At 60.8% G+C, this 20,194-nt stretch carries 19 protein-coding genes; 7 read left to right on the top strand and 12 right to left on the bottom strand.

Annotated elements, in window-relative coordinates; translation table 11 throughout:
- Positions 1-15: 15 nt before the first annotated feature.
- Positions 16-1,026 carry an EamA family transporter gene (locus tag HD598_RS07875; RefSeq protein WP_183665003.1) on the bottom strand — a complete coding sequence of 337 codons (1,011 nt, stop codon included), beginning with the start codon at positions 1,024-1,026 and terminating at the stop codon, positions 16-18.
- A gap of 94 nt (positions 1,027-1,120) precedes the next feature.
- On the opposite strand from HD598_RS07875, the gene HD598_RS07870 reads away from it, so the two are divergent.
- Positions 1,121-1,666: a CGNR zinc finger domain-containing protein gene (locus tag HD598_RS07870; protein ID WP_071894535.1), complete on the top strand. Its 546-nt coding sequence runs from the start codon at positions 1,121-1,123 to the stop codon at positions 1,664-1,666.
- Positions 1,667-1,708: 42 nt separating this feature from the next.
- Positions 1,709-2,053: a hypothetical protein gene (locus tag HD598_RS07865; RefSeq protein ID WP_071894534.1), complete on the top strand. Its 345-nt coding sequence runs from the start codon at positions 1,709-1,711 to the stop codon at positions 2,051-2,053.
- 14 nt (positions 2,054-2,067) lie between these two features.
- On the opposite strand, the gene HD598_RS07860 is transcribed toward HD598_RS07865, so the two are convergent.
- Positions 2,068-2,388, bottom strand: coding sequence for a hypothetical protein (locus tag HD598_RS07860; protein WP_232317986.1), 321 nt, complete (start codon positions 2,386-2,388; stop codon positions 2,068-2,070).
- Positions 2,389-2,439: 51 nt separating this feature from the next.
- A complete protein-coding gene (locus HD598_RS07855) occupies positions 2,440-3,024 on the bottom strand; it encodes a hypothetical protein (protein ID WP_183665001.1) in 585 nt (194 codons plus the stop codon).
- Positions 3,025-3,341: 317 nt separating this feature from the next.
- Here HD598_RS07855 and HD598_RS07850 point away from each other — a divergent pair, with 317 nt between their 5' ends.
- Complete coding sequence (locus tag HD598_RS07850; RefSeq protein WP_071894532.1) at positions 3,342-3,989, top strand: TetR/AcrR family transcriptional regulator; 648 nt, start codon at positions 3,342-3,344, stop codon at positions 3,987-3,989.
- Between the two features lie 22 nt (positions 3,990-4,011).
- On the opposite strand, the gene HD598_RS07845 is transcribed toward HD598_RS07850, so the two are convergent.
- The 9 genes from HD598_RS07845 to HD598_RS07810 form a co-directional block, all read right to left on the bottom strand.
- A complete protein-coding gene (locus tag HD598_RS07845) occupies positions 4,012-5,325 on the bottom strand; it encodes an MATE family efflux transporter (RefSeq protein ID WP_071894531.1) in 1,314 nt (437 codons plus the stop codon).
- Positions 5,322-6,581 (bottom strand): MFS transporter, encoded by a 1,260-nt coding sequence (locus HD598_RS07840; protein WP_311538986.1) that lies wholly within the window; start codon positions 6,579-6,581, stop codon positions 5,322-5,324. Before HD598_RS07840 ends, HD598_RS07845 begins: the two co-directional genes overlap by 4 nt.
- The gene (locus tag HD598_RS13520) at positions 6,578-7,357 is read right to left on the bottom strand and encodes a CPBP family intramembrane glutamic endopeptidase (protein WP_260170515.1); all 780 of its coding nucleotides are present in this window, start codon (positions 7,355-7,357) and stop codon (positions 6,578-6,580) included. Before HD598_RS13520 ends, HD598_RS07840 begins: the two co-directional genes overlap by 4 nt.
- Positions 7,358-7,399: 42 nt before the next feature.
- Complete coding sequence (locus tag HD598_RS07835; RefSeq protein WP_183664996.1) at positions 7,400-8,740, bottom strand: hypothetical protein; 1,341 nt, start codon at positions 8,738-8,740, stop codon at positions 7,400-7,402.
- A gap of 30 nt (positions 8,741-8,770) precedes the next feature.
- Positions 8,771-10,930: an ABC transporter ATP-binding protein gene (locus HD598_RS07830; RefSeq protein WP_409366180.1), complete on the bottom strand. Its 2,160-nt coding sequence runs from the start codon at positions 10,928-10,930 to the stop codon at positions 8,771-8,773.
- A gap of 2 nt (positions 10,931-10,932) precedes the next feature.
- Positions 10,933-12,678 (bottom strand): ABC transporter ATP-binding protein, encoded by a 1,746-nt coding sequence (locus HD598_RS07825; RefSeq protein ID WP_183664994.1) that lies wholly within the window; start codon positions 12,676-12,678, stop codon positions 10,933-10,935.
- A 229-nt stretch (positions 12,679-12,907) separates the two neighbouring features.
- Complete coding sequence (locus tag HD598_RS07820) at positions 12,908-13,717, bottom strand: dioxygenase family protein (RefSeq protein WP_183664992.1); 810 nt, start codon at positions 13,715-13,717, stop codon at positions 12,908-12,910.
- Between the two features lie 202 nt (positions 13,718-13,919).
- A complete protein-coding gene (locus tag HD598_RS07815; RefSeq protein WP_183664990.1) occupies positions 13,920-14,474 on the bottom strand; it encodes an NAD(P)H-dependent oxidoreductase in 555 nt (184 codons plus the stop codon).
- A 184-nt stretch (positions 14,475-14,658) separates the two neighbouring features.
- Entirely contained in the window at positions 14,659-15,108 is a 450-nt protein-coding gene (locus HD598_RS07810) for an SRPBCC family protein (RefSeq protein ID WP_183664988.1), read from the bottom strand.
- A gap of 116 nt (positions 15,109-15,224) precedes the next feature.
- Here HD598_RS07810 and HD598_RS07805 point away from each other — a divergent pair, with 116 nt between their 5' ends.
- The 4 genes from HD598_RS07805 to HD598_RS07790 all read left to right on the top strand — a co-directional run bounded on the left by HD598_RS07805 (position 15,225) and on the right by HD598_RS07790 (position 20,154).
- Positions 15,225-15,773, top strand: a complete 549-nt coding sequence (locus HD598_RS07805; protein ID WP_183664987.1) for a DUF2087 domain-containing protein — start codon at positions 15,225-15,227, stop codon at positions 15,771-15,773.
- A gap of 96 nt (positions 15,774-15,869) precedes the next feature.
- Entirely contained in the window at positions 15,870-16,628 is a 759-nt protein-coding gene (locus tag HD598_RS07800; protein WP_183664985.1) for a LamB/YcsF family protein, read from the top strand.
- Complete coding sequence (locus tag HD598_RS07795) at positions 16,625-18,409, top strand: 5-oxoprolinase subunit B/C family protein (protein ID WP_183664983.1); 1,785 nt, start codon at positions 16,625-16,627, stop codon at positions 18,407-18,409. The genes HD598_RS07800 and HD598_RS07795 overlap by 4 nt, the downstream gene beginning before the upstream one ends.
- Positions 18,406-20,154 carry an acetyl/propionyl/methylcrotonyl-CoA carboxylase subunit alpha gene (locus HD598_RS07790; protein ID WP_183664981.1) on the top strand — a complete coding sequence of 583 codons (1,749 nt, stop codon included), beginning with the start codon at positions 18,406-18,408 and terminating at the stop codon, positions 20,152-20,154. The genes HD598_RS07795 and HD598_RS07790 overlap by 4 nt, the downstream gene beginning before the upstream one ends.
- Positions 20,155-20,194: the final 40 nt, after the last annotated feature.

The following is a 20,194-nucleotide window of genomic DNA, read 5'->3' as shown; positions in this document are numbered from 1 at the left end:
AATCACCAGCGAAAGTCAGCGGGAACTTGGTTCCGATGCCCGCACCACGTTAATAGCTCCGGTCTCGGCCGGAACGCCGGGAATCGGATAGTCGCTCGGCATAACGTGGTCATCATCGGTGGGTTCGGAACGCAGCTCGTCCCACCGCACCAGCACCACGCCGGCGAAGATCAGCAAGCCGCCCAAGAGCTGGATGGGGAGCGGGAGTTCGCCGAGGAACAGCCACGCCCAGAGCACGGCGGCCACCACCTCAAAGAGGGACACGAAGGAAGCGACCTTCGAACCCAGCGCGCGAGCCGCCATGATTCCGGTGACGTACGCGAACGCCGTCGAAATCAGGATCAATCCCAGCAGCGCAACCCACCATGGGACCACGGCACCTGCAAGAGTCACGTCCACGAATGACGTTTCCATGGGAATGATGCGAAGCAGACCGGCGAGGCCCATGATGGCGGCACCGACGAAGAGGCCCGCGGTGGCAAGAACAATAGGCGGCAGAGTGTCGTTCTCTTCAGCGGTCACGAAGAAGTAGACCACCAGGCCCACGGCGGCCACGAGTCCCCAGAGCACGCCGATGAAGTCGATCCGCTCAGAAGCGCCCAGGTTGAGCACAAGTACCAGCCCGCCAAATGCCAAGATGGTACCCACGATGGTCATGGCGCGTGGCGCTTTGCGGTGTTGAATCCACAGGATCAAGACGATCATGACGGGCGCCAAGTACTCGAGCATGAGCGCAACGCCTACGCTCAACCGCTCCACGGCATGGAAGTACGCGAGCTGACAGGCGGCCACACCGAAAGCACCAAACAGCAGGATGGGCTTCCAGTTGGCAAGCAGGATCCGCCATTGGCCGCGCAGCGCAAGGATCGCAGGAATCAGCAGCACCAGACCGGCCCCGGTCATGCGCCAGGTGACGGCCGCGCCCGTGCTCCATCCTGCTTCAAGCAGCGACTTCGCGAAAGAGCCGGAGGTGCCAAAAATGATGGCGGACACCAGCGCCACACCAATTCCTGTGAGGGGTTTCATACTTCTAGTTGCCTGTAATCTCGTTGCGTGTCATGATCAAAAATTCTTATACCAGTGACATAATCTTGCGTAAGAATATCACCGGAGGAACCGAATGCCACTCTTTGCCCCAGACACTGTCACGAGCCTCACCTCGCTCGTGAATCTCATCAATACCGGCACCTCACCAGTGGATGGGTTGATCACCGTGGCAGACCTCGCAGAATTCCTCGCAACCGAGCGCTTCTCCGGATTCGTCGCCGGCACCCCGGCCGAGCTTCGCGACGTACGCCAGCTGCGTCGTCGTCTGACGGAAATTTGGGGATTAGAGGACCACGCCGCCGTCCCCGAGATCAATTCCCTCTTGCGGTCTGCGCGAGCCCTCCCCCAGCTGGTCAAGCACGATGACTGGGATTACCACATTCACGCCACATCCCCTGATGCCTCACTCTCGGATCGCTTGGGAACAGAGGCCGCCATGGCACTGGTGGATGTGGTGCGCTCACGCGAGTGGAACCGACTCAAAACGTGTGCGTCACCAGAGTGCAACAACGTGCACTTGGATTTGTCCCGGAACAGGTCCAAGAAGTTCTGCGACTCCGGAAACTGTGGAAATCGTGAGAACGTCCGTGCCTACCGGGCCCGCCAAGCCGTAATCTAGAACAATGGTCGAAGATGACCACCACACACAAAAGAGGACACCATGAGTGCTGAAGTTCCCCAGGTTGGCGATCACCACGCAGCAGAGAACTATGACGTCGAGCTAGAAGAAGCAACCGACGGCCCATGGCGCAAGGCTGGCCGCTGGGTGATCGGAATCTTTGACGCTGCACTCGGCGGCGACGGTTCGGAAGCGGCAGGGGCCACGGCCGTTGTGCGCCGATTGAGCGATGACAAAGAAATCCTGCGCATCACGGCAGGCGGAGTGGATGAAGCGGAAAGCCTTGTGGCTCTCATTCGCAACGATCTAGAAAACCTCAGCCAAGAGGAATTCTTGCGCGAATGGGGCGCTCGGGATGACACCGAAGTGATGGATCCCGAGGCCTAAGCCAAAACTCGGTCTTAGTGGCCGAAGTCTTTTCGCTTGGCGGGGCGGGCTGAAACACGGTTGACGCCCGCACCCGTTCCCAAGTCTTCTGGGTTGTCCTTGGCTGCCATGATGAGCAGCGAGATCAACAAAAGCGATGCAATGAACGCAATGCCGAACATGATCAGACCGATGTCGAAGCGCAGTGCGTTTTCAGAACCGCCCGTTGCAGCAATGGTGGAGACAACTCCGGCAATGAGTGCTAGCACCAAAGAGAACAACAACGGTCCCTTAACGGTCTGCTTCCAGCTGCGCTGGGTGTTGCTCTTTCCGGGTTCGCCGGCTTGATTGCTCACGAAAGAAGGCCTCCTGAAACCAAATGACTGCTTTATTCTACGTGACTTCTTCTACTTAGCGTCGAAACGGTAGGTCAGAGCAGCAATGAGGGTGAACACAGCAACGATGATGTGACCGCCACCCGCAATGCCCAACAATCCGTGCAGGTCCAACTGGTTGCCAATCATCATCGCCACGCCTGCGCCAGCGGTCACCACGCCTGGAATAAGCAGATCACGCGCTGGCACAAAGGACTTTCGGCCCACAGCCCACGCCCACACCTCGCACACGCCAGCAAGCGCCAGTCCCGCGCCACCCATCCACGCGATCACGAACTCGGACTGAAACGGCAGTACGCTCAACCCGGCCAAGATGGACACCATCGCGCCAATTCCCAGTGCGCGGCGCATAGGCTCCGGAGCACCCGGAATGGAACCGAAGTCGAAGAGCGATTTTCCGCCCACCACCATCACCGCGCCCAGAAGGAAGCTCGCGGCGGTGAGCTGCGGCGTCGTCCAGAAAACCGTGACCAAACCAAGAATGAGGGCTACGGCGCCGCGCAAGAGCAAGGGTTTCCATGCCGCAGCGGCAACCTCAACGGGAATCTTGTTGAGCTCGGGCGATGAAGGCTGTGCGGAAGAGGGGGAAGAAGTCACCCCTCAAGTTTAGAGCCCCCGCTGAACGCGAACTCTCGGTTCGCACGCCAAGGCGAACCACATGACATCACAACGGGCCCCAGCGTCTTCACAACTGGTCGTGACGAGCCACCCCCCAACTGCGGCTCGTCCTCCCTAAGACCAATCGCGCACGTGTAGTGCCCGTTGCAACATCCTCCGTAAACAGTGATCACTCGTCGATTCCTGGCGGGAGATCGCCTCCGTTCCCCGGTTCTCCCACCGCGACACACACGAAATGTGACACTGAATCGTCTTATGTAAACACTGTTTACATTATTACACCGTAGGCTAGTACCGTGATCCCTGTCAAAACGAAGCGTTACCATCACGGGAACCTCCGTGAAGAACTGGTGCGGGTGGGGTTGGACTTAGCGCGCGAGGGTGGGCCGCCAGCAATCAAGCTACGCGAAGCCGCCAGGCGCATTGGAGTTACCCCCTCCGCGGCGTATCGACACTTCGCCGGGCAAGAAGGACTTTTGCTCGCAGTAAAGGCCGAAGTGCTGCGCGAATTGACCGTAGCGATGACTGCAAAAGTCCAAGCGCTACCGGAGGATTCTTCTCCGTTCGCCAAGGTCAGAGCCGCCTCTGCGGCCTACTTCGAATTCGGAATTCTGACCACCGGCCTCTACGGAGTCCTGTTGGATACGGTGGATAACCTGCCGCACCTCTCGCGAGACGTCCAAGAAAAAGTTGCCACGGATCTGGACGCTGTGGAGATGGTGTATCCCTCCACGCGCTTCCCGTTCACGTACATGCTCACCCTCGTGGCGCAGACGCAAGCGTCACGGAATGAACGCTTCGACACCGCCCTTGTGGTGTGGGCTGCGGTCCACGGCATCACCACCATGTGCGCCACCGGGCCGCTTCGGCTAGAACCGGTGGAACACAAGCGCAGCCTCTTCGAGACCACCATCAACTCCATCGCGCAAGGCTTGAAGATATAGCTTTCCGCGGCCTCCAGAACCCTTAGATTTTCATCCACACGTCGGTACGCGCCCGCAGCCACAACGTTGCGGCTCGGGCAGCCATATACCCCACGGCGAAAGCCAGCCAGATGGCAATAATCGCGCCAGCGCCAGGGGCTGCCAACGTGGTCAGCCACAACAACGGCGCGTACACAGCCAGAGCAATGACGCCCGCGAGCGCCAGATACCGGGCATCCCCCGCACCGATCAACACACCGTCCAGAACGAACACCACACCGCAGAGCGGCTGGCTGGCGGCCAACACCCACACACCGACGGTGATGAGTGCCTGAACGTCAGGATCGCTGGTAAACAAGCGTCCCGCGAACGGCGCCGCGATCGCCAGAACTAGGCCAGTGAAGAGCCCAAAGTAGATACCCCACCGCGTCATGACGCGGGTCAGCGAGCGAACTTCACCCACATCCCCGGCGCCGAGTTCCTTACCGATGAGCGCTTGAGCCGCAATCGCTAAGGCATCCAACGCAAACGCCATGAACGTGAAGAGCGTGAAGATCACTTGGTGCGCTGCGAGCGTCGCGGCCCCTTGGCCGGTGGCCACAAAGACTGTTGCGAGGATTCCCACGCGCAGGGTGAGCGTGCGGAGCATGAGCCAGCCGCCCACGTGCGCCATGCCCAGCACTCCACTCCAGGTGGGCGCCAGATTTACGCTGTGCTCTTGCGCGCGCGGAATCAGCATCCACAGGTAAGCAAGCGCCATGCCCCATTGCGTGACGGAGGTGCCGAGCGCGGATCCGGCCACGGACATCCCCAACCCGTACACGAAGAGGACGTTGAGCCCAATGTTGGTGCCGAAACCCACGGCGGCCACGTACAGCGGCGTCTTCGTGTCTTGCAGTCCGCGGAGCACGCCGGTGGCTGCGAGGACCAAAAGCATGGCGGGCAACCCGGGCATCGACCAACGGATGTAGTCAATGGCAAAGCGAGCTACGTCGTCGTGCCCTCCCATCAAGGAAACCAGCCACGGCGCGGCAATCCACAGCACCACCCCCAGAATCGCGCCGACGATCAGCGCAAGCCACACGCCATCGCGGCCCGCAGCGTACGCCTGGTGCAAGCGGTGCGCGCCGAAGTGCCGCGCGACCGCCGGAGTGGTGGAGTACGCGAGGAAAATCATTAGCCCCACCGTGGTGTGGACTACCGCGGTGCCAAGGCCCGCGCCGGCGAGCTCGGAAACGCCGAGGTGCCCGACGATCGCAGTGTCCGCCATCAAAAACAGCGGTTCCGCGATGAGGGCGCCTAGCGCGGGGATCGCGAGGGCCAGAATTTTGCGGCCAATTCCGCGATGCTGCGTCATGAAAGTACCTCTCGCGGTTGCGGGGCGGATCCGGGTTGATTTCTCAGAAGTACGACGGCGATGGCCCCGGCAAGTGCCACGAGCCCGGCAACGCAGGCCACCAGCAAGGGCCAGCCTGCGGCGGTGAACGCGTAGCCAATGAGCCAGCCGAAGAGACTAGAACCCACGTAGTAGAAGAGGTTGTAGAGGCTGGTGGCTTGCGCACGATTATGAGTCGCGAGGCGGCCGATCCAGCCTGACGCCACGGCGTGAGCACCGAAGAAGCCCGCCGTGTAGATCAGCAGGCCAATGATGATGAGCGGAATTGACTCGAACAAGGTGATCGCAAGGCCTATGAGCGCTATGACGAGCGTGGCGAGCAGGACCGTGAGTCGGCCCAACGGGAGAACGAATTTTCCGGCTTGGCGCGAACTCCACGTGCCGGCGAGGTAAGCGGTGAACATCAAAGAGGCGAGCGATGCCGGGACAAAGAAGGGTGGCGCCTCGAGCCGGAACGCTAGGTAGTTGTAGGTGGCGACGAAGCCGCCCATGAGCAAGAAACCCTGCGCATAGATCGCCAGGAGAGCCGGCCGACTGATGGCCCATGTCAGTTTTCCGGTGATCCGTTTGAGCGCGGTTTCGTTCTCGAGTTCGCTCTGTTGCGGGTGCTGGAATCCGCGCGGTTGTGGGGCTTTCTTGATGAAGATCAGCGCTGCTACCGCGGCGAGGCAACTGACTACAAAGGTGCCGATGCGCCAGTTGACGAACTCGCTGAGTGGGCCGGCGATGAGTCGTCCTAGCAGGCCGCCAATCGTGGTGCCGGAGACGTAAGTGGCCGCGGCGATAGCCGCGTGCGTGCGCGTGACTTCTTCACTCAAGTACACGAGCGCCACCGCGGGGATGCCGCCGAGAACGAGTCCTTCGCCGAGGCGAAGGAGCAAGAGCCACTCGAACGTGGGCGACCACGGAACGGCGAGGCCGAAGATGACCGCCCCGATGATCGAGTACGTCATGGTCTTCAAACGACCAATGCGATCCGCCACCATGGACCACGGGATCACGGCGATCGCGAGACCCAGTGTTGCCGCGGAGACTGCGAGCGCAGCGTGGGAATCCTCGATGTGGAGGTTGCGAGCGAGCTCGGGCAGGACACCTTGGAGGCTGTAGAGCTGGGAGAACGTGGCGACGCCCGCAGCGAAGAGCGCCAAGATCAGGTTTTTGTAGTCTGTGGAACCGTGCCGGTGGCCATCGAAGTCGCTGTCAGCTGAGCCTGTCACGACGCCATGAGCGGTAGCACCGTATAGGAGATGATGAGCGCTACCGCGTTGTTGAAGAAGTGGAGCACATACGAGTACGCGAGGGACTTTCCGGAAAGAATGTACGCGAGCGTAATGACCGTGCCGAGCGTGAGGTACGGGATGACGGAGACCCATTCGAAGGTTCCGCTGCCGATGAAGTGCATGCCGGCAAACAGGGCGATCGAGATCAGCGCGCAGACCCACTTGTTGATGTAGCGGCTGAGCTTGCCGATCAGCAAGTGGCGGAAGATGAACTCTTCAACCAGTGGACCCATGATGGCCGTGACCACGAACATGGTCAGAAATGGGACCTCGGTGGTGAGGCCCTCAATGGCTAGCTGGTTCTCGCTCTTGACGGGTTCCCCGAGCGTGCTGATGATCGTGGCAGTGAGCATGAGGCTGGCAAACCAGCCGCCAGGAATGAGCATGACCTTGGCCCACGGGTTCCACTGGAAGGTCTTGAAGGAACTCCACAGGTCGTGCCTGGCCAAGAGCATGGCGATGGTGAACATGAACGCGTAGACCACAAGGTTCACGCCGAAAATCGCCAGGTTATCGCTCGGGAACATCCCGCGGAAACCCGGAACGAGCAGTAGCAACGCGGCGCCGCCGACAACGAAGATCAACGCGTAGAGCGCTACGGCTGCAAAGTCTCCCCACACGAACTTCCCGGGCCCGAAATCTGGCTGCTTGAGCCTACGGGGAAGCATGTACTGCGCTTGTGACCCATACGAATTCGTGCGGTTTTGGTGCATTCTTCCACCCTATCGCCGTTCCACCCTATCTCCGTGAGCTGGCTACTCCTGCTTATCTGCCAAGAACCAAGCACGCTCATGCTTGAAGCGAACTGCGATACCCGCCCAGCCGTCGTCGTGCAGGTCAATGCGATCCACCTCGCCACCGAGGGGCAAGAACGAATCCTCAGGCCCCCACACGTCTTCGTCTGACGACTCACGCTCCCACGCGAGGTCCGTGTCCCATTCGCGGACGTCGGCGGCACCCCGGCGATGATCCGCGATCATCCCGGTGAAACCGTGGCCCGCAAAGCCCACCAAAACGGCTGTCTGAGCGGCACCTTTAATGCGCAACGGAAAGCGCGTGTGCTCGCTCCAGAGCCAGCCCTTTTCCAGCTGGCGCTTGAAGTCCTGCGGGGTCAAAGAGTTCACGGCATCGATTCCGTGGTGGACACAGTAATCCGTTGCGAGAATGAGGTCGGTGTCAGGGTTCAACATGAAGTCTTCATCGTCATCGAACCGGTGATCTTCGCGCTGCGACTCGGTCCAGCACAGGCAACCGGGAGTGACTTCTGCCAGACTCTTTTTCAGCATGGACAGCTCGTCATTAAAGCCCGCGCTGGAGAAATCGCCGATAACCGGCCCCAACGTATTTGGCGGGACTTGCCACACGTAGTTACCCACTACCGCACGGGAAATACCCCGCCAAACGACCTTCGCGATCTGTCCCACCGCGAAGACACTCAGCGCCAAAGCCGGAAGTGCCCATAAAGCAGACCAGGGGAAGTCGTCCAACTCTTGAGAGGTCTTGCCGAGCTCCGAACCCATAACCCAACGAACAATAGTCCACGCGAGCACTGCGGCGATCGTCAGGCCGAACGCCCAGTTGATGCTGTACCGCTGGGCTTTCGCCATATTGGTCTGCAGCGTGGCACCAATAGCCATGGTCTCCGTGGTGGCTGCCGACTTGGCTAGCTTCGCAACGTAGTGCAATTGCCGCACGGACATCACCACGTGCACCACCAACCAGATGGTGGTCAACGCCGCTCCAACCCACCACACCCCGGCAGTAGTTTCACCCGTGTGGGAAGCCGTGTAGGCAACGCCGGTCAAGACGAGTGGGACAAGGAGCACCGCGAACCGCGCAAACGCCCAGCACCCAAAAACGAGACTCATCATCGACATCCACGCGGCGCCCTCGAACACTGTGTAGACCGTGAGCCCGCCCTGCCACAACGGTTCCTCGGGCGCTTCCCATGGTCGCTCCGCGATGAAGGTTCCCACAGCACATGCGATCAGGATCATCCAGGTTGGAACCATGCTGAGCGGCATGGAAAAGCGCACGGGAACGCGCCCCCACTGTTCTGCAGTAGGGGCAGCGACCGGCCAAGAGATGGGTTTCATGATGGTGTGAGTGATGAGTCGTTTGAGGGATCAGTCTTCGGCAGCGTGCTTACCGCGGTAGGTAGAGGTGGTTCCTTCTTCCTCCACCACAGCGGCTGCGGGAGCCTCGGCTGGGACGGAAGCTGCGTCGTCGTGCTGGGTAGGCTCCTCTGTTTCCTTCGCAACCGGCGCCCCCACGGCGACCTCAGCGTCAATATCCGCGGAAGGCCCGCGGAACTGCGACATGTAGAGGCGGTAGTAGGCACCCTCGCGCTTGAGGAGCTCCTCGTGGTTGCCCTGCTCCACGATCTGTCCGTTCTCCATCACCAGGATGACGTCAGCATCGCGGATGGTGGAGAGGCGGTGCGCGATCACGAAGGACGTGCGATCCGTGCGGAGCGCAGCCATCGCGTGCTGCACCAGGACCTCGGTGCGGGTATCCACTGACGAGGTTGCCTCATCCAGGATGAGCAGCGAAGGATCGGCCAAGAACGCGCGCGCGATCGTCAGCAACTGCTTCTCACCCGCGGAAACGTTGGTGCCGTCTTCGTCGATCTTGGTGTTGTAACCCTCTGGAAGCTGGCGCACGAAGCGGTCCACGTAAGTGGCCTGAGCCGCCGCGATGACTTCTTCATCCGTGGCGTCCAATCGGCCGTAGCGGATGTTCTCCATGATGGTGCCCCCGAAGAGCCACGCATCCTGAAGCACCATGCCAGTCTTTGACCGCAGCTCTTCGCGGGAAAGATCGCGAATATCCACGTTGTCCAGCGTGATGCGGCCCGAGTTCAACTCGTAGAAACGCATCACTAGGTTCACGAGCGTGGTCTTGCCGGCGCCCGTCGGACCTACGATCGCCACGGTGTGACCCGGGCGAGCTTCGAGGGACAGGTTCTCGATGAGCGGGCGATCCTGCGTGTAGGAGAAGGACACGTTCTCAAACTCCACGTGACCATCCGTACGCTCCGGAAGGTGGCTGGTCGCCGTCTCCGGCTCCTGCTCCTCGGCGTCCAGCAGCTCAAACGTGCGCTCCGCCGAAGCCACACCGGACTGTAGCATGTTGGCCATGCCCGCAATCTGGCCCAGCGGCTGCGTGAACTCGCGCGAGTACTGAATGAACGCGGTGGCATCACCCAAGGTCATCTGACCGCTCGCAACACGGAGGCCGCCCGCCACGGCGATGCCCACGTAGGACAAGTAGGTCACGAAGGTCATGATCGGGAAGATCATGCCGGAAACAAACTGGGCGCCGAAGGCCGACTTGTAGAGGCCCTGGTTGCGTTCTTCGAAGCGCTCCAGCATGTCATTCTCGCGGCCGAAGACCTTCACCAGATCATGGCCGGAGAAGGACTCTTCGATCTGCCCGTTGAGGTGACCGGTAGCCTTCCACTGCTCCACGAACTTGCCCTGAGCGTTCTTGCCGATGATACCTGCGGCGACACCGGAGATCGGCAACGCAATAAGGGCGATGAGCGCGAGCTGCCAGGACACGATGAACATCATGACCACAATGCCCAGGACGGTCAGAATTGAGCTGACCAGCTGGGATAGCGCCTGCTGGAGGGCTTGCTGAATGTTGTCCACATCGTTCGTGACGCGGGAGAGTACGTCGCCGCGCTGGCGAGTGTCAAAGTAGTTCAGCGGCAAGCGGTTGATCTTCGCTTCCACCTCCGCGCGCAGGTTCCGCACGGCCTTCATGGTGATGGCGTTGAGGATGTAGCCATTGAGCCACATCATGAACGCGGCCACTAAGTAGAGCGTGAGCACAATGATGATCAAGCGACCCAGCTCGGCGAAATCAATGCCTTGGCCGGGCGTGAACTTCATGCCCGCAAGCATGTCCGCCTGATCAGAGTTTCCGCTCGCGCGGACGCCGTCTACCACTTGCTGCTTGGTCAGACCGGCAGGCATATCCTTGCCCACCATGCCGCCAAAGATCACGTCCATGGCCTGACCCAAGATGCGCGGTGCAATCACGTTCAGCACCACGGAGATGGCCACGAACACGAAGACCAGCCACAAGGAGAGCTTGTACGGCAACAACAGCCCTACAAGGCGCTTCGCAGAAGGCCAGAAGTTCTTGGCCTTGCGCAGTCCTTGCTGGCCGCCGAAACCGTCATCCATGATGGCGTCGCCGAATTGCTCAGTCTCTTCGTCGGTGATGACCGGTGCTTCTGCTTTCGAATTCTTCTTAGCCGTAGTTTTCTTAGCCATAGTTAGGCCACCTCCTCCGCGCTGATCTGAGATTCCACGATTTCGCGGTAGGTCTCATTGGATTCCAAGAGTTCTTCGTGCGTTCCACGGCCCACAATTTCACCGTTTTCCATGACCAGGATCTGATCTGCGGAGGTGATGGTGGAAACGCGCTGCGCCACGATGATCACGGCCGCGTCCTTGGTAGGTTCCTCGAGCGCTGCCCGCAAGCGCGCATCCGTGGACACGTCCAAAGCGGAGAAGGAGTCATCGAACAAGTAGACGCGCGGCTTCGAGGCCAGCGAGCGCGCGATGCACAAACGCTGACGCTGACCGCCGGAGACGTTGGTGCCACCCTGAGAGATCTTCAGGTCCAGGCCTTCGCCCTTCTCGCGGACAAAGTCCTCCGCCTGAGCAATCCGCAGCGCTTCCCACAGCTCGTCGTCGGTGGCATCCTGAGCACCGAAGCGCAGGTTGGTAGCCACGGTTCCGGAGAACAAGAACGGCTTCTGAGGAACGGCGGATACCAAGCGGGAGATTTCCTCGCGCGGCAAGGTGTTGGTGGGCCGACCATCGAGCAGGACTTCGCCCTGATCCGGGTCATAGAGCCGCGGAATCAGGTTCAGCAAGCTGGTCTTGCCGGCGCCCGTGGAACCGATGATCGCGGTGGTCTTGCCCACCGGAGCTGTAAACGAAATACTGTTGAGAATTGGCTTCTCAGCGCCCGGGTACACAAAGCTGACGTTCTTGAATTCGACAGCCGGGGCGCCATCCACCGGAGCTGCCACACCAGCGACGGACACCTTGGGATCCTCGAGCGTGGAACGGGTAGAGAGCACTTCATCGATGCGCTCAGCACACACCACGGCACGCGGAATCATCATGGCCATGAACGTTCCCATCATGACGGCCATGAGGATCTGCAAGAGGTATTGCAAGAACGCCGTCAGGGCGCCTACTTGCATCTCGCCGGAGTCCACGCGCTGACCGCCGAACCACAGCACCGCCGCAGTGGACAGGTGCAGGATCATCATGATGAGCGGGAACATGAGCACGAAGATCTGGCCGACCTTCACGCCGATTTCCGTCAATCGCAGGTTCGCCGCGTCAAAACGCTCGGTCTCATACTTCTCGCGTGTGAAGGCGCGGATGACGCGGATACCAGTGATCTGCTCGCGCAGGACACCGTTGATTCCGTCCAAGCGATCCTGCATGGTGCGGAACATCGGCATGAGCAGCGCCACGAGGATGCCTACCACAATGCCAAGCAGCGGCACGGACACCCACACCAACCAGGACAATCCGATGTCTTCGCGCAGCGCCATGATCACGCCACCCACGCACATGATCGGCGCGGACACCATGAAATTCAGGGCCATGAGCAAGAGCATTTGTACTTGCTGGACGTCGTTGGTGTTACGGGTGATGAGCGTTGCGGCTCCAAAAGAATTTACTTCGCGCGCGCTGAACGCTGACACGTTGCGGAATACCGCCCGACGCAAGTCCCGGCCCACAGCCATGGACGTTTTGGCGCCGAAGTAGACCGCCAGAATTGCGGTAATGACCTGAGCGAACGCAACGGCCAACATGACGCCACCGGTGCGCCAGATGAAGTCGGTGTCACCCTTTGAGACGCCTTCATCGATGATGCTGGCGTTCAGCGATGGCAAGTACAAAGCAGCGATTGTGGAGAGCAATTGCAGCACCACCACTGCCACGATCCAAGCCGCATACGGCTTTGAATATTGGATTAACAACTTAAGCAGCATGGCGTGGCAATTCCCCAATCAGATACACAGCATCTCCCGCGAGCAAAGGTCACTTTACACGGTGGTATTGACGTTTCCGTATCGCTCTTAGGGATGAAAATACGACGACGCCGCTCACCCCGGTGCCCACCCTTGGACCCGCGGTGATTCAGTAAGAACCATGTCCGCGGAAGGGAGCGTGAAGTGAGCGGCGTCGTCGTACTAGAAGAGAACTACTGCAGTGTCCTCTTTAGGTAAGAGTCCAGGAGCGCTTCGAGAGACCGAACCAGAAACCGTCGATCGCGGTCTTCGCATTGATGTCGCCGGAAGTGTACGCGGCACCCAAAGCGACATAGAGCGGAGCCCAGTGCTCGGAGCGAGGGTGTGCCTCGCGGGCAGCCGGAGCCTTGTGCAAGAAGTCAAGGATGGAGTCCACGTCGCCGCGGGCCATGGCTTCTTCGGCCCAGTGGTCGAACTCGCTCGAAGCAGACGGTGGCGTGCTATCAGGGCCGCCGGCTGGGTTGAACCAGCGCAGGTTGTGGGTGGTGAAGCCCGAACCCACAATCAGCGTGCCGCGATCGCGCAACGGAGCCAGCGACTTGCCGAGCTCAAAAAGTCCCTGTGGATCAAGGGTTGGCATGGACATCTGCACTACCGGCACGTCAGCTTCAGGGAACATTTCCTTGAGCGGAACGTAGGCGCCGTGGTCCAGGCCGCGCTCTTCGTCGCGCTCCACGTGGTGACCGTGGCTCCCGACCAAACGGGTGACTTCGTCAGCGAGCTCGGGAGCCTGAGGGGCGTCGTAGCGGACGTCGTAGTAGCGCTGTGGGAAACCCCAGAAGTCGTAAACGAGTTCGGTAGGGCGCTGCGTTGCAGAAAGCGTCACCGGGGCGTTCTCCCAGTGCGCGGAAATCATGAGGATGTCTTTGGGCTTCTCAAACGTGGACGACCACGTGTTGAGCTGGCTGGTCCACAGTGCATCGTCCGCAAGGGGCGGCGCGCCGTGGCTCAAGAAAAGAACTGGCGGTTGCTTGGTGGTTGCCAAAGATTCGGTGGTCATGAGTACAACCTTACGATCATTTAGTTGAAAGATCAAGTAAATTTTTACGGAGGTGGCCGTGATGCGTGTCTCCAAGCTCAAGCCTAGTGGTGAGCGGGCGCTTCCGAACACCGCCGCGTTCTTGGTAATGGGAAAGCGAAAGAGCGCCGTCCCGCGAACGGAACGACGCTCTCAAACCACTAGAACCAGGAAGAACTCGAAATTAGTTGCTTTCCGCAGCAGCGCGAAGCTTGCCCAGGACGTCCTGAAGCTGTGCCACTACCTCGGCGTCATCCTTCGGGTGGGTTTCAGCGAAGCGACCCACGGAGTTAGGGATGGAAAGCTTGGCGTCTTCCAAGACGTTGGCGCCGGCGATACCAGCAGACTTGCGGGCCTCATCCTGTGCCCACACTCCACCGAACTGGCCGTAAGCGGTTCCGATGACTGCGGTTGGCATGCCGGATGCTGCGGAAGCGCCGAATGGGCGGGAGAGCCAGTCGATGGCGTTGTTCAAGACAGCAGGGGTGGTGCCGTTGTACTCAGGGGAAACAAAGAGCAAAGCGTCTGCATCTGCAGCTGCGGCGCGCAATTCGGCGGCAGCGGCAGGAACCTGGCCTTCAATGTCGATGTCTTCGTTGTAGAACGGGATGTTCTCGAGGCCCTTGAAGACGGAAACCTCTACACCTTCGGGAGCGGTTGCTACGGCAGCGTCTGCGAGCTGTGCGTTGTGGGATCCGTTTCGAAGCGATCCTACGAGTGCTAGGACGTTAGTTGCCATGTTGTTCTCCTTGAACTGTTAGCCGGCCGAAGCCGGTTGAACTATCAAGGGAACTCAACTCGCCACCCGGGAGTCTGATTCCCGAAACCTCTTGTGAAGCTCGTCGCTAAAACTAAATACGTGCCTGTCAGGCGCTCTTTAGAGGCACTAGAACAAGCACGTATCCAGAGAGTTGTAGCGAGATTTACTTCGCGAGCAAAGCCTCAAGTTTGCGCAGCGTGCTGCCCCAGCCTTCTTGGGCGAGCGGCAGAATCTCTGCGTCGTAGGGACCTTGGGAGACCTTCATGAGGGTGGTTTCGGCGTCCACTTCTTCCAGCTCCACACGCAGTTCCATGACGTTTCCGCCGTTCTGCGGGGTGGCTTCGGTCTGTCCCACCAATAGTTCTGGTTCGCGAACTTCAACGAAAACGGCGTCCACCGGCGACTGCATGTCTGGGTTCTCGATTGAGTGCATCACGAAGTGCTCGCGGCCGCCTACGCGGGCGTCAATGACGGCGTCGGACTCGCGGACGGTCCAGCCGTCGGGCGCAAACCACTGCACCAAAACGGGCACTTCGGTCCACGCGGACCAGACGGTGGCGCGGGGCGCCTTCAGCACGCGCTCAAGTTTCAATTGCTGCTTTTCAGTAGTCATGCAATGAGAATATCGGCGGAGCTTGTTGGCGTCACTTATTCGGGACCAGTTCAGTACGACGACGCAGCTCACCTCCCAGCGCGGCCCCATTTTTCGCATGAGGCAAGATAGTCCCCATGAGCTCTCCCCTACCGAATCAGGATGCTGAGGCACTGAAGCGAGCGCGCATGATCGTTGCTGCTCTTGCAAGTTCTACGCTCCGGAGACCGTTGCTCCGGGACATCATGGAAGCGCGGGAAGAACCGCGTCTGGATCCGCACCGAGACCCTACCGAGAACACGGCCCAGAACACCGCAGAAGACACCGCCGACAGCTCCCGTTCAAAGCGCGCACAGTACGACTGGCTCGCCCGCGGCATCATCAATGAACCACTGTTGCGAGAGACTTCCACTCAGCTCAAGAACCTTCTCAGCGAGGATCTCATTCTTCGTGTGGGCCGCCTGGACCAACTTCCCGCTAAGGAACCGGAACGGATTACGCAGTCCCAACTCATTATTCGGACGGTTTTCCAACGAGTTAAACCTCGAAAATTCCTCACCGAGCCCGAGCTCAACGCCGGCCTCGCGATGTTTGTTGAAGATGTTGCTCTGGTGAGGCGCGATGGAGTTGATTCCGGGTTTTTGGACCGCAGTTCCGACGGCGCCCGGTATGCGCTTCGCGCGTGAGAGAGAACATGTCACAAAAGTCTTAGAAATAAATTGTTGAACAATCGCCCGCAATGGTGCATTCTTAGTGGAACACTTCTTGAGACGGAGATCACCATGAGCACTATTGACCTCAACAGCGATGTTGGAGAATCTTTCGGCAACTGGACCATGGGAGATGACGCTGCCATCTTCGAGTCCGTCTCAAGCGCCAACGTGGCCTGTGGTTTCCACGCGGGAGACCCGTCCACCATCAAGCAGACTTGCAAGGACGCCGTCGCGAAGAACATCACCATCGGTGCTCACGTAGCTTATCGCGATCTCGCGGGCTTTGGCCGTCGGTTCTTGGATTGCTCCCCGCAAGAGCTCGCCGATGACGTGCTGTACCAAATCGGCGCCCTAGAAGCCATGGCGCGCGCGGTCGGCGGCACCATCAAGTACGTCAAGCCGCACGGCGCGCTCTACAACACGATCGTTCACCATGAGGCCCACGCACAGGCTGTGGTTGACGCCGTCAAGGCTTCCGGACTGGAACTCCCGCTACTCCTTCTTCCTGGATCGGTGGCTCTCGCGAAAGCTGAACAGGCTGGCCTTCGCGCCGTCGCCGAAGCTTTCGCGGACCGCGCTTACACCCCTGAAGGTACGCTCGTGAGCCGCCGTGAACCCGGCGCCGTCCTGCACGATTCCACGGAAGTGGCCCGCAACATGGTCCGCTTGGCCACCACGGGAAAGATCATTGCGATCGACGGCTCTGAGATCGATATGCCCGCCGAAAGCATTTGTGTCCACGGCGACACCGCCGGAGCGGTCGAAATGGCCCGCCAGGTCCGCACCGCTCTGGAAGACGCTGGCGTCACCATCAAGGCCTTCGCGTGAGCACTCCCCCGTCAGTAGAAGCTCAGCGTTCTATCTGCTGGACCGGTACGCGCGCGTTCTTGATCGAATGCGCGGACCTCACCGAGGTGGTGAACCTTCACGCTCACCTCGCGGCGCATCCGTTGCCGGGTCAGCGCGAGCTGCTCGCGGCCGGTCGCACCGTGATGGTGGCGTTTGATTCCCGTAAGTACGCGGTTTCCGGTGCGCAGGCGGTCGCTTCTTTGGATTACGACGACGCAGCTTCCGTTTCCGGGGACACCATCCGCATTCCTGTGCTGTACGACGGCGAGGATCTCGCGGCCGTTGCCAATTTGACGAACATGAGCGTTGAGGGAGTTATCGCAGCTCACACGCAGACCCAGTGGCGAGGCGCTTTCGGCGGCTTTGCACCGGGTTTCACTTACCTTGTTTCGGACAGCGATCCGCTGGTGGTTCCTCGTCGTGAGACGCCAAGGACCGCGGTTCCCGCGGGATCCGTTGCGCTGGCCGGAAACTTCTCGGCGGTCTACCCGCGCCAGTCCCCCGGTGGTTGGCAGCTGATTGGACGCACCAGCGCACAGATGTGGGACTTGGACCGAGACAAGCCGGCCCTGGTCCGGCCCGGCGACACCGTGGTTTATGAAGCGGTCCGCGAGCTCATCGAGATCAATGGTGTTTCAGCTGAGAACACCCCGGACGGTTCAGGTGGCGGTTCCGGCGAGAGCCCGGCGTCCCTCGAAGTGATCCATCCGGGATTGCAGTCGCTCATTCAGGACTTGGGCCGTCCCGGCCTCGGCGATCTTGGCGTTTCCGCCTCTGGCGCTGCGGATAAGACGTCCGTCCGCCAAGCCAATCGCATTCTCGGCAACGATTCGAATGCGGCGGTGATCGAAAACGTCCTCGGCGAGCTGGAACTGCGAGCGCTCGGCGAACTCATCCTGGCCGTCACGGGCGCAGAAGTCTCTATCGAGATCGAACGAGTCACGGAAATCGAGCAGCCAGCAGAGCCCGAACAACCATCGGAACCCAAAGAACTTGAAGAGTCCGACGAGGACATCGACACTGGCCCACAGTTCCACGTCCAGCAGCGCACGGCCCCTATGCGCTCGGCGTTCAAGCTTCACGACGGCGAGACCCTACGCTTGGGCGCCCCTCGAGCCGGATTGCGCACCTACGTGGGTGTCCGCGGTGGTTTCGATGCGCCAAAGTTCTTGAACAGCCGCGCCACCGACTCAATGTCCGGGATCGGCCCGTCGCCTCTCGCAACCGGACATGTCCTCAACGTGGGAAGCCCGGCGCGAGCAGGCGGCGTCGTACAGGCAGTAGTAGGTCAAGCGGAACCGGCCATCGCGGATCTTCCCCAAGCCGGGAAACTGACCGAGCTGCGCATCACGCTAGGCCCGCGCGACGACTGGTTTGATGCGGCCGGAATTGCGGCGCTCACGGAGCAAGAGTGGCTCGCGACCAGCCAATCGAACCGAATCGGCGTGCGATTTGAGCTCAGCGACGGCTCCCGCCCCATGACGCGAGCGAAGGACGGCGAACTCGCAAGCGAAGGCGCCGTCCCCGGCTCTTTGCAGATCCCACCTTCTGGGCTTCCCGTGCTGTTTTTGGCCGATCATCCGGTCACCGGCGGTTATCCGGTGGCAGGTGTGGTGATCGAATCGGATCTTGCACTAGCCGCTCAGCTTCCGCCGGGCGCTCGCGTGAAGTTCACGCCCGTTGACCCGGATTCGTTGACCCCTCTTTCACCCTCAACCACATCACCCTCCACCCCTTCACTCAAAGGACCATCCGCATGAAAAAGGTGCTCATTGCTAATCGCGGCGAGATCGCAGTTCGAGTGGCGCGCGCGTGCGCGGATGCTGGCCTGACCTCGGTGGCGGTGTATTCGGACGCGGATGCGGACGCTCTGCACGTGAAGCTCGCGGATGAGGCGTTCCCGCTCGCCGGGCAAGCGTCCACCGATTCCTACTTGGTCATCGACAAGATTTTGAAGGCTGCGAAGGACTCCGGCGCGGATGCGATCCACCCCGGCTACGGCTTCTTGAGCGAGAACGCGGACTTCGCGCAGGCCGTCATCGACGCAGGCATCACCTGGATTGGCCCCACCCCGGAGGCCATCCGCTTGCTGGGCAACAAGGTCACCGCTCGCGACGTCGCCGTCACGGCCGGCGCCCCGCTGGTTCCAGGCACGGACGGCCCCGTCACCACGGGTGAAGAGGTCCGCGCGTTCGCCGAGGAATTTGGTCTTCCGGTTGCCATCAAGGCGGCGTTCGGCGGTGGCGGTCGCGGCATGAAGATCGCCCGCTCCCTGGACGAGGTTGAAGACGCCTACCACTCCGCTGTTCGCGAGGCGACGGCCGCGTTCGGTCGCGGCGAGTGCTTCGTGGAACGCTTTTTGGACAAGCCGCGCCACGTCGAAGCGCAAGTTATCGCCGATACGCATGGCAACGTCGTCGTAGTGGGAACCCGCGACTGCTCCCTCCAGCGCCGCAACCAGAAGCTCGTCGAGGAAGCCCCCGCGCCGTTCCTCACGGATGAGCAGCGCACCCGCATCCACGAATCCGCGAAGGCGATCTGCCGCGAGGCCGGCTACACCGGCGCTGGCACCGTGGAATACCTCGTCGCCCCAGACGGCGTGATCAGCTTCCTCGAAGTCAACACCCGCTTGCAGGTGGAGCACCCCGTCACGGAAGAAACCGCCGGAATCGACCTGGTGCAGGAGCAGTTCCGCATCGCGGCCGGTCTGCCGCTCTCCATCACCGAGGATCCCACTCCGCGCGGTCACGCGTTCGAGTTCCGACTCAACGCCGAAGATCCCGCCGCCGGCTTCCTTCCCGGCCCCGGCGAAGTCACCGAATTCGCGGCCCCCACGGGCGCAGGAATCCGCGTGGATACCGGCGTCCGGACCGGTTCCGTGGTGCCCGAGTTCTACGATTCGCTGCTCGCCAAGCTCATTGTTCACGGTGCGGACCGCCAGCAAGCGCTGGTCCGGGCGCGCAAAGCCCTCGACGAGCTCGCCATCAAGGGCCTGCCCACCGTCATCCCGTTCCACCAGGCCGTAGTGCGTTCGGCTGATTTCACGGATCCGAACGAACTGCGCGTTCACACCACGTGGATCGAGAACGACTTCGCCGTGGAGCTCGCCGCCTCCGAGTACCTCACGAAGGCAACGCCGGACTCCTCGCGCGAGACCCTCACCATTGAGCTCGACGGCAAGGTCGTTCAGCTAGGGCTCCCGTCCAACTTGATTCGGGCGATCTTGTCCGGTGGCGGTTCCGGCGCTCCCTCCTCTTCCAAGGACGACGCCGCAGCTTCCGCCCCAGCGAACCCTGCGGATCTGCGCTCCCCGATGAACGGCAACCTCGTGAAGTGGGTGGCTGAGGATGGCGCCACCGTTGCGGCCGGCGAGCCGATCGTGGTGCTTGAGGCCATGAAGATGGAAACCACGGTGGTTGCGCACCGGGCTGGCACCCTAAAAAGGGCCCAAGTGAAGCCGGGTAACGGTGTAGTTCGCGGAGAAGTCCTCGTCACTATTTCCTGAAGGTAACGGGCGTGTTTCATCACCCGGTAAATTAGAGGTC

The sequence above is a fragment of the Neomicrococcus aestuarii genome, assembly GCF_014201135.1.
GTDB lineage: Bacteria > Actinomycetota > Actinomycetes > Actinomycetales > Micrococcaceae > Neomicrococcus > Neomicrococcus aestuarii.
This window is presented reverse-complemented; position numbering and strand designations above follow the sequence as displayed.